Annotated in this window: 6 protein-coding genes; 4 read left to right on the top strand and 2 right to left on the bottom strand. The window is 29.9% G+C overall.

Annotated elements, in window-relative coordinates:
• From ACJAX4_RS18975 to ACJAX4_RS18965, 3 genes are all read left to right on the top strand, one after another.
• Nucleotides 1-2,138 (top strand): hypothetical protein (locus ACJAX4_RS18975; protein WP_435791003.1); only part of this gene is annotated, 2,138 nt, incomplete at its 5' end.
• A gap of 421 nt (nucleotides 2,139-2,559) precedes the next feature.
• The gene (locus ACJAX4_RS18970) at nucleotides 2,560-3,345 is read left to right on the top strand and encodes an ABC transporter ATP-binding protein (RefSeq protein WP_435791002.1); all 786 of its coding nucleotides are present in this window, start codon (nucleotides 2,560-2,562) and stop codon (nucleotides 3,343-3,345) included.
• A gap of 2 nt (nucleotides 3,346-3,347) precedes the next feature.
• Nucleotides 3,348-5,012: a hypothetical protein gene (locus ACJAX4_RS18965; RefSeq protein ID WP_435791001.1), complete on the top strand. Its 1,665-nt coding sequence runs from the start codon at nucleotides 3,348-3,350 to the stop codon at nucleotides 5,010-5,012.
• Here ACJAX4_RS18965 and ACJAX4_RS18960 read toward each other — a convergent pair.
• On the bottom strand, nucleotides 4,981-5,568 hold the full coding sequence (locus tag ACJAX4_RS18960; protein ID WP_435791000.1) for a hypothetical protein: 588 nt from the start codon (nucleotides 5,566-5,568) through the stop codon (nucleotides 4,981-4,983). The two genes, ACJAX4_RS18965 and ACJAX4_RS18960, sit on opposite strands and share 32 nt — an antisense overlap.
• Nucleotides 5,569-5,848: 280 nt before the next feature.
• On the opposite strand from ACJAX4_RS18960, the gene ACJAX4_RS18955 reads away from it, so the two are divergent.
• Nucleotides 5,849-7,366, top strand: coding sequence for a hypothetical protein (locus tag ACJAX4_RS18955; protein ID WP_435790999.1), 1,518 nt, complete (start codon nucleotides 5,849-5,851; stop codon nucleotides 7,364-7,366).
• A gap of 59 nt (nucleotides 7,367-7,425) precedes the next feature.
• Here ACJAX4_RS18955 and ACJAX4_RS18950 read toward each other — a convergent pair whose 3' ends face one another.
• Nucleotides 7,426-9,138 carry a methyl-accepting chemotaxis protein gene (locus tag ACJAX4_RS18950; protein ID WP_435790998.1) on the bottom strand — a complete coding sequence of 571 codons (1,713 nt, stop codon included), beginning with the start codon at nucleotides 9,136-9,138 and terminating at the stop codon, nucleotides 7,426-7,428.
• Nucleotides 9,139-9,752: the final 614 nt, after the last annotated feature.

Below are 9,752 nucleotides of genomic sequence, written 5' to 3'. Positions count from 1 at the left end.
ACCCTTATGATGAATATGTGGAACTACAAAAGATATACAAGGATCTAAAGGAGAAAAATTTAATACTTAATAAAAAAATAAATATGAATGAAGATGATGTTAAGCAAATTGATATCGGAACTGATAAATATCAAAAAATGGGGGCAGATGATAAAGAAGAAAAATATGTTTTAGAAAATAAGATTATTAAGGCTCAGGATTATATAAGCAGTAGTGCTGAAAGTCTTAAGAGCAGTCTAGAGATAAATAAAGTTGATGAATTTCTATTGCTTTGCAAAGAGAAAATCTCAACTTTTGATAGGAAGATAAACCTTACTACTGGGGTAATAAATGAAATATCAGAGGAACTTCAGGGTATAAAAGATAGTTTACTTATACTAAAATCAGATGATATGTATGAAGAGGTTAGGTCCTCAGTGGCTAAATATACTTCAGATAGCAAGGTTATTTTAATTACAAGGCGTAAGGATTTAAGGGATGCAATAGATAAAAAACAAAAGGGAAGAGAAGTTTTAGAAAGCGAGTTTAAGGGTGCTGAGGCGGAAAAGGATCGCATAGAGTATGATTTGAGAAACCTAAGAAAAGAAGTGGATTTTAAAATAGATGAAGAGATCCAATTTCCTATATATGGTGGAGCTGAAATTGATAGGTTGATAGAAAGTATAGGTAATTTGAAAATACCACTAAAAATATTAAAAAAGGATTTAGATGAGAATGAAGAGAAATATAAGGAAAAGAAAACAACTTATAGTATAAGAAAAGAGGATTTTTATAAGAAGTACAAGGAAATATTACTATTCACTATAGCATTGACGGATGTGGAAAGTCAGTTAAAAAAAGAGAAGTTAGAATTAGGTCAGCAGAAGCAATATTTTGATAATAGGAAAGATCAACTCACCTCCGAGAAAGAGGATATTAATAACACTATTACTGAACTTAATATTCAAAATGGTAAATTTGGATACTTATCAGAAGAGATTAAAGTGATAACATTGACGGAAGATGTTAAAGCGAGTCTTCCATACCATAGAAAAGAATTTGTTTCCAAGATAAAAGACAAATTACAAAATTTAAATGAAGTACTTAAGACTCAAAGTTTAAAAGTTGAAAAGGAGCAGCAAGGGTTTATTAAATTTTGTGATAGCGAAATTAATGATATTAAGCTTAAAGAAATGGCTGTAACGGGCATTCAACATAAAAAACTATTTAAGGATATATTAGAATGGCAGCAAAGGATGAATGAGAGAATAGCAAGAACCATTGAGATCGCAGAAAATGATATTAGAGATCACGATAAGGAAGTACAGCAATTTATAAGTCATCTTCATTCATATCTGCGTACAATGGCTCAGGAATTAAGGACCATTCCTAAAAAGACTAGGATAAAAGTACAAGATCAATGGAAGGATATCTTTCTGATAAATGTACCTGAATGGGATGAAAAAGAGGGTAAGGAAGAGCTAAGTAATCATATTGACTGGATACTCAAACAATTAGAAGGTGATCAATATAAGGATGAAAATGGGGTTGAGGTTGAAGCGAGTGTAAGAAAAGCTATAGAAAAATGGATGAAGTCAAAACAACTACTTCAAAATATAATGAAACAAAATTCAATTAAAGTCAAATGCAGAAAGGTAACCAATGATGGAAATGTGAGTAGTTCACCTTTTACATGGGAAGTATCAAACTCATGGTCAGGTGGCGAAAAATGGAGTAAGAATATGACTTTATTTCTTGGAATATTAAATTACCTGGCAGAGAAAAGAAAAAATATAGTATCTGCTGATAAACGTTATCGCACAGTTATTGTAGACAATCCATTTGGAAAAGCTTCCAGTGACCATGTATTAGATCCAGTGTTTTTTATTGCTGAACAATTGGGTTTTCAGATAATTGCATTGACAGCTCACTCAGAGGGGAAATTTATAAGGACATATTTTCCAATAGTTTATAGCTGTAGATTAAAGGAGTCAGATAACAGTAGCAATGTTAAAATTCTACTAAAGGAACGTGAAATACGAAAAGCTTTCTTTAGGGATAGTGACCCGGAGACATTGCGCAGAATAGGGCAATTAAAGCAAATGGATATATTTGATTATATTCCTAATTCCAATTTGGATAATACTGAAAGAGACTAAAAAAGGATATTTCTTTTTATAAACACAGAATTGAAACACTTAAAAGCATCGGCAAGGGGACTAGGGTTTTGCTGGATTGTAATTGTTACCTATTTGCAGCCCTCGTAGGTATCAGACCAACTCTCGTTACAGTTTCACTTCCAATATGGGTCGTAATAAGGCCATATTGCTTTTTGAAAAAGCGTTAAAATGTGATAATAAAATAATGATAGCCATCAACCTAAGGATTATATTTTAATCCTTAGGTTGATGGCTATGCTTTACTTTAGGTGGTTTAGGATAACAAAGAGTAATGAATTATAATGGATTTAATGATATAATTAGCAGTGTTGTATAAAGATGTAATCTAGTAAAAAATTTAAAAAATACAGTTTATCCCAGGGGTCTGACCCCGTTGGAGTAAGCTTGAAGGGGACGTATGATGGAGAATTTAGAAAGCATAATATCAATTGTGGATTTACGAATGAGCTATGGGAGTAAAAATGTGCTTAATGGAATAAATTTAGAGATTTCTCGCGGGCAGATAATAGGATATATAGGGACTAATGGTGCTGGTAAAAGTACCACTATAAAAATAATGCTTGGAATACTGGAAGGATACACAGGTAAGGTAGAAATACTTGGACAAGATATAAGTAATGGAAGTATAGAGTATAAAAAGAAAGTAGGTTATGTTCCAGAACTTGCAGATATATACGAAAATTTAACTGCTTATGAGTACATAAGTTTTTTAGGTGAAATATATGGATTAGAAGAGAAAAATTTTATTGAGAGAGCAAAAAAGCTTATGAGCCTATTCGGGATGGAGGATGTTATAAATTCTAGAATATCCTCATATTCAAAAGGAATGAAGCAAAAGCTACTTATAATTTGTAGTTTAATTCATAATCCAGATATATTATTTTTTGATGAGCCTTTAAGTGGACTAGATGCTAATAGTGTAATGGTGTTTAAGGAGGTTATGCGAACTCTTGCGCAGAGGGGAAAGACCATTTTTTATTCATCTCATATAATGGATGTTGTTGAAAAGATAAGTGATAGAATATTACTAATAAATGATGGAAGAGTAGTTGCAGATGGAAGTTTTGAGGAGCTTAACAATAATCAGAAGGAAGGGTCACTAGAAGAAATATTTAATCAGATAACAGGCTTTAATGATCATGCGCAGATTGCTAAAGAATTTGTTTCTCTAGCCTGCGAGGTGTAATTATGAAAAATTTTACCGTACTTGTGATATTGGACAAATTTCAATTATTATATAAAAAATTAGGTGTTAATTATAAGACTATGAGAATGATCCTCCAGATAAAACTAACTATGGATGGTCGTAGAGTTAGCACTGTAATGAGAAATAATAAAAAGGAAGATGATGAGGGGGATAAGAATAATTATTTATCCTTACTTATGATGAATTTATTTATGAGCATTTTTATTGGACTCATAATGATAATTGGTATGTCATCAATGATTTCTACAAATATTGTGATAGGCATAAATCTATTTATGATGGTATCACTAATGATATCTGATTTTTCAGCAGTGTTACTTGATGTAGGAGAGAAAAACATATTAATGCCCAAACCTATTGATAGTAAGACATTTAATGCAGCAAAGACTACTCATATATGTATATATTTAATGGGTTTATCACTGTCATTAAATTTGATTCCACTGGCTATTGGCACAGTAAAATATGGACCACTCTTTTTTGTGATATTTAGTATAGAAAGTATACTTGCAGTATTCATAGTTATAGCGGTAACGGCGTTATTATATACAATAGTTTTAAGGTTTTTTGATGGTGAAAAGCTAAAGGATATAATAAACTATTTTCAAATATTATTAGCCTTTGTATTTGGATTCGGATATCAACTAGTTATTAGACTTTTTGATTCTACAAATATGAACAGTGAATATGTGCCGAGGCTTTGGCATGCGCTACTTCCATCAATGTGGTTTGCGGCTCCATTTGGGATATACATCGATGGGAATAAACAATCTTTTCTAATATTTTTATTTGTACTGGGAGTTGTAGGACCGATTTCTCTAATTATAATTTATATTAAAGCTGTAGTACCTTATTTTGAGAAGAACCTTCAAAAATTAAATGAAAATGGAGGGAACGTAAGTAAAACAAGTGAAAACAGAAAAGAGTTTATAGCGCGCCTGGTCTGCAGGGACAAGGTGGAGAAGAGTATGTTTAAATTCACTCAAAATATGATAGCGACGGAAAGAAACCTTAAGCTTAAGGTATATCCGACCCTTGCAATGGCAGTATTTATGCCAGTTCTACTTATTTTTATGGAAAGAGGAAATGGTAAATCATTCATGGATAATATTCAAACTGGCTATGGCGGAAAAATTCATTTATTAATGTATATGAGTATATTCCTATTATGTTTTTGTACAGCGTTTATAAACAATAGTGATAGCTATAAGGGGGCATTTATATACAAAGTATTACCAATAGAAAATCCAGGTATAATACTAAAAGGAGCAATAAAGGGAACTATATTTAAGCTAATAATACCACTTTATATATTAGAGGCTACAGTGTTCTTAATAGTGAAAGGTCCAACAATAATTATAGATTTAATAGTAATGTTTTTAGCTCTTTTAATATTATCGTTAGTGTTTTTTAAATTATCCAATAAGGCATTGCCCTTTAGCGTAAAGTTCGCGACAGCAGATAGTGGTAAAATTATAGGACCAGCAATAATTACACTTATACTGATTGGGGTATTTGCTACAATCCATATAATTATTAGAAATAATATGGTATTTGTCGGTATTTATGCGGGGGTGCTTTTAATAGTTAATGTAATACTCTGGAGAACCAGCTTTAAGGTAAGCTGGAAGGACATACAGAACTAATATCTGTATCTTCTATTATATCTTTCTCTTCTATTATAATAGGTGAAGCTGGTATTGAACTTTCAAAAAAATCATCGTTTTGGTTTTCATATGTTTCATAAATATCATCAGAGTTAGTATAAATTTCATCTTTGTTTTTTATAGATTGTGAATTGTTTTTAAAAGTTTCCTGTCGAAAAAACAGTATGAATTTTGCATTCAAATTATTTTTACGATTCTTAATCAAACTTGACTCATTTGAGGATGTTTTATTTTCAATATTACTATTTATTTTCCTATTTTTTAGAAATTTATTAATATCTTCATGATAACGTGGTCGCTGTAAGAGTTTTAAAATAACAAGGAATTTTGCCATACTGGATTTAGCACTAATAGGGATCGTAGATTCTGAATCATTTTCAACATTTACATCTTTAACTGGAGGTGTAAATTTTGTCGATGATTTTTTTTTGGAAGTTTTATTGATATTTATTGAACAAGATGGTTGTTGTAACATGTTCAAAATTAAAAAATGCTTTATAAGCCTTAAGTTTTTGCGATCGTCCTCTGTTTTCATTTATAAATCCTCCTTTATATGATTTTTATTCAGGCATTGAGACCTTCTACATAATATGTGTAAAATTAAAGAATGTTACTTGGACGTCAATACCTCAGTAATTATTTTAACTAGTTTGTAGATATTTAGGTATTTTGGTAATATTATATCATAAATGCTACAATGGGAAGTAATTACAAGATTTTTGTGGGATAATCGTAATATAGTAACATTAAATTACATAATTTTAATAATATATGCATGACATTTGTCGTGACATTTTTTCAAAAGGAGCAATTTTATGATTACAAAAGTCAAATTTGGAGAATATCTTAAATTGCTACTTTCTTCATTAGATATCAGTAATAGTCGGTTAGCTAAAGGAATTAATGTTGACAGTTCTCTAATAAGTCGTTGGCTACATGAACAAAGGATTCCATCATATCACGGAAATTATATAGAAAGCATAACTAATTTTCTTTGTGGAAACATTTTAAATTCTATTCAAGAACAACGTTTAAATGATGTTCTTAATATAGTTTGTGGGAATATTGACATAACAATGTCTTGGAAAGATAGAATAATGAGAGCTCTATTAGAAGCTCAAGGCTGTTCTTTGGAAGATAAAAAATTAAGGAATGATAAAAAAATTGATTTATCAAATGACAATAATAATATTATTATTGGACGTAAAAATGTTTTAGCGGCCATATTATCTTTAATTGAAGTAGCTGGAAAAGAAAAATGTGAAAATAATAATGTAATATGCCTATCCTCTGACAACAATCTAGATCTAATAAAAATTCAAGAAGATTTTGCAGGCTGGAAGGAGGCTATTTTAGAGGCATTAATAAATGGTTGGACAGTGAAATTTCTATTCAAACTAAACCAAAACTTAAAGGAAATAATAAATCTGATACTTATAAGTATTCCCTTAATACAAACAGGTCGATTCTTACCTTATTTCTATAAAACTTATGATACACCTTCTCTAGGTAGAGAAGTTATTGTCATTCCTTACAAAGAGGCTTTTAGTTGTTTTTCTACAGGTATAAATTCTGAAATAGACTGCGCCATGCATACCGTAAATCAGGTTGGTATCGATATTTTATATAAAAATTTTAATTCAATTCTTTTACCTTTATCTAAACCATTAATAAAATACTATGATTTAGAGGAAAATATAGCATACAATAATTCCTTAGCTGAAAGTGATGATACAGCTGGAAGAAGATTCATGTTTAATGATAGTCTTAGCTTATTTCTTATTCCCAATATACTATTGAAGAAATTGTTGGGGAAACTCCAGTATACGGATGATCATCTAATAGAAACATTAGAATTACACAACCGTAGTGAAAGTTCTTTTTTATTAAATTTAAAACAGTATGAACATTTTGATATATATACCCTAAGATCTATACGAAATATAATTAAAGATAAAAAACTTTCATTTCATTCCTTTAATATGGTTAATACGCTTGATTTTGATTCTGAAGATATAATTCTTTTTATACAAAACATAATTAATTTATTAAAAACCTATGATAACTATAAAATTTCTTTTGTTAATGAAATTTTTCACAAATTTGATGAGAATAACATTTCTTCTTTTACTATCAAAGAAAAATATAGCGCCCATATTGGATTTTCAAAACTAAATATAGTAATTCAAGAGCCCATGGTTGTTAATGCCTTTGAAATATATTTCGAAAAAATTTGGGAACAGATCTCTCCTATAGATAGGAATAAAAAAGAAATGATAAATTGGCTTCAACATCAGGTACATGCCCTAGAAAAACAATGCATAAACAAATAAGCATTTAAAAATCCAGTTTAACTCTCATATTCGAGTTAAACTGGATTTTAATATTTACTTTATAATTTAAATTTTTGAACCATATTATTTAGCTTCTCTGCTAATATAGCTTGATTTTGAGAAGCTTTTGTTATTTCTGCAATTGCCATAACAGACTCATCAACACTTGTGAGTATTTCCTCAGAACTTGAAACTGATTCCTCAGATGTACTTGATACAGTTTCAATTGCTTTTTTAATTTCGAATACAGTTTTATTTACTATATTCATAGAATTTCCAATATCCGTGGATAGATCCTTAAATATTATGGCATCATCACCGTATTGTTTGCCTGTATCTACGGATAATTGATAATCAGGTGTAACTTTATTATCAATAAAGTTCAATACATCCTGAGCATTGCTTGAAAGATTATGGAATGCTTGTTGAACTTTCTCAGTTACCGATTGAATCCTTTGAACTGTAGTTGAGGATGCTTCAGCCAATTTTTTAACCTCATCTGCAACCACAGAAAAACCCTTTCCTTGTTCTCCTGCTCTTGCTGCTTCAATAGCTGCGTTAAGTGCAAGAAGGTTTGTCTGATTTGATATATGTCCTATTTCATCTGCCATTATCTTAACTTGACTAACAACGGCGCCATCTTCAATTGCTTTAAGTATACTTGCTTGTTTTTCTAAATATAATTTATTTGCTGTACTGAAGTTATTCTCAGCATTTTCTTTAACTTGTTTTGCCTTTTTTTCTATATCGATTGCAATTATATTTCCATTATGTGCTCTTTTAGTGATATCAGACACATTTTCTGCAATACTCTCTGTAGTTGCGTTTACTTCTTCTGTGGTGGCACTTAACTGTTCTGCTCCTAGAGTCACTTGTCTTACAGATTCATTCATAACTTCCATTTTTGCTGATATTTCTTCCGTTGTTGCAGATAATTCTTCACTAGTAGCGTTAATATCAGTGGAACTTTCTGATATTTCTCGGAGTAATGTTTTTAAGTTCGTTATAGCTTTATTTAAAGCTTTTGCTAAAATACCAATCTCATCTTTAGTATCAATATCAACAGTTTTTGATAGATCATTTTCTCCAAGAGCCTGGGCAACGATTAAAACCTTTTTTAGCTGCCTTGAAATTGTAACAGAAATAATTAAACCTAGGATAATAGCAACAACTAATCCTATAACAATTATTGTTGTAGTTTGAGCAATAGATTTACCAAATGATACGTTACTAGCATCATAGTCAGCTTTTGCTGTATCCATATTTAATTGTAGCATTTTGCCTAGCACTGTAAACATATCAAATGAAATTTTGGAAACACCTGGGAAAAGTTCATTTGCTTTGTCATAGTTGCCTTCATCAACTTGTTTAACTAGGTTCTCTCTTGCTACACGATAAGCTACAAGGTATTTTTGAAGTTCTGTTAATTGATCCTTATCTAATTTAGTAGTTGTAGTTTTATTGTATTCTACAATAAGTGCATCATTTTTAGTTTGTAAACCTGCAATATGCTCTTTATTTTTTTGTAAATCACTTTTGTTATTAGGATTAATGATTAACAATACATCTGTTTTAATTTCTAATAAATTTGCTTTAATATTAGTAGTATCTTTAACCCCAATTAAATCTACATTATACATATTCCCAATATCATTATTAACATTTTTCATATTATAGACTCCAATAAATCCAACAATACCTATAAATAATGCCACTGCAATAAATGATGCTAATAATTTTTGAATCATTTTTAAATTTCTGAAAAATTTCATTAATATTCACTCCTAGATTTTAAATCATTTTTTTAATAGTATTTAATAAGCAATGTTTATAGTATATGTCTAGTATGTTAGAATTTATATAGTTTTTGTCAAAGAAGCATGACATTTGTCATGACACTTTTTTAAAAATAAAGTTTCTATCCACGTGGGGGTTCAAAATACCTTAAGGTGCTATAATCAAAAGTTATGGTACTTAGCAGCAATGGAAGATAAGGCTTAAATACCATGTGCTTTCAATATTTACAAAAAAATGCTATAATCAAACAAGTAAATTATGGTATTAAATTTATATTTTACAGTTAACGAGTAGTCACGGAAACTAATATGTAAAACTTAAATTTGTATAGAATCATTATAGTGCTATAAATTTTATGTTCAGAGAGTAGTTAGGAATAAAAATAGGCATAGCAAACAAGCCTACAAGATGCAGGAACTTTTTAAAAAAATATTTAATTATCAAACAGCTACTATAATAAAATTAAAATACTAAAACCTGAAACCTTAATTCTTGCATCTAGATGAATATTAATTCCGGCAATCATAGTCATAAATGAATAACGTTTTTTACCATGTATGCGTAAAGAATGAATTCTATAATCATTAAG

The sequence above is a fragment of the Clostridium sp. genome (assembly GCF_051278035.1).
Classification (GTDB): domain Bacteria; phylum Bacillota; class Clostridia; order Clostridiales; family Clostridiaceae; genus Clostridium_AD.
Note: the sequence above shows the minus strand (reverse complement) of the source record. Positions and strands in the feature narration are given on the sequence as shown.

Excerpts from the sequence above, each read along its gene's own strand:
- ACJAX4_RS18955 (WP_435790999.1), top strand. The coding sequence starts at position 5,849 with ATGATTACAAAAGTCAAATTTGGAGAATATCTTAAATTGCTACTTTCT.
- ACJAX4_RS18960 (WP_435791000.1), bottom strand. The coding sequence starts at position 5,568 with ATGAAAACAGAGGACGATCGCAAAAACTTAAGGCTTATAAAGCATTTT.
- ACJAX4_RS18965 (WP_435791001.1), top strand. The coding sequence starts at position 3,348 with ATGAAAAATTTTACCGTACTTGTGATATTGGACAAATTTCAATTATTA.
- ACJAX4_RS18970 (WP_435791002.1), top strand. The coding sequence starts at position 2,560 with ATGGAGAATTTAGAAAGCATAATATCAATTGTGGATTTACGAATGAGC.
- ACJAX4_RS18950 (WP_435790998.1), bottom strand. The coding sequence starts at position 9,138 with ATGAAATTTTTCAGAAATTTAAAAATGATTCAAAAATTATTAGCATCA.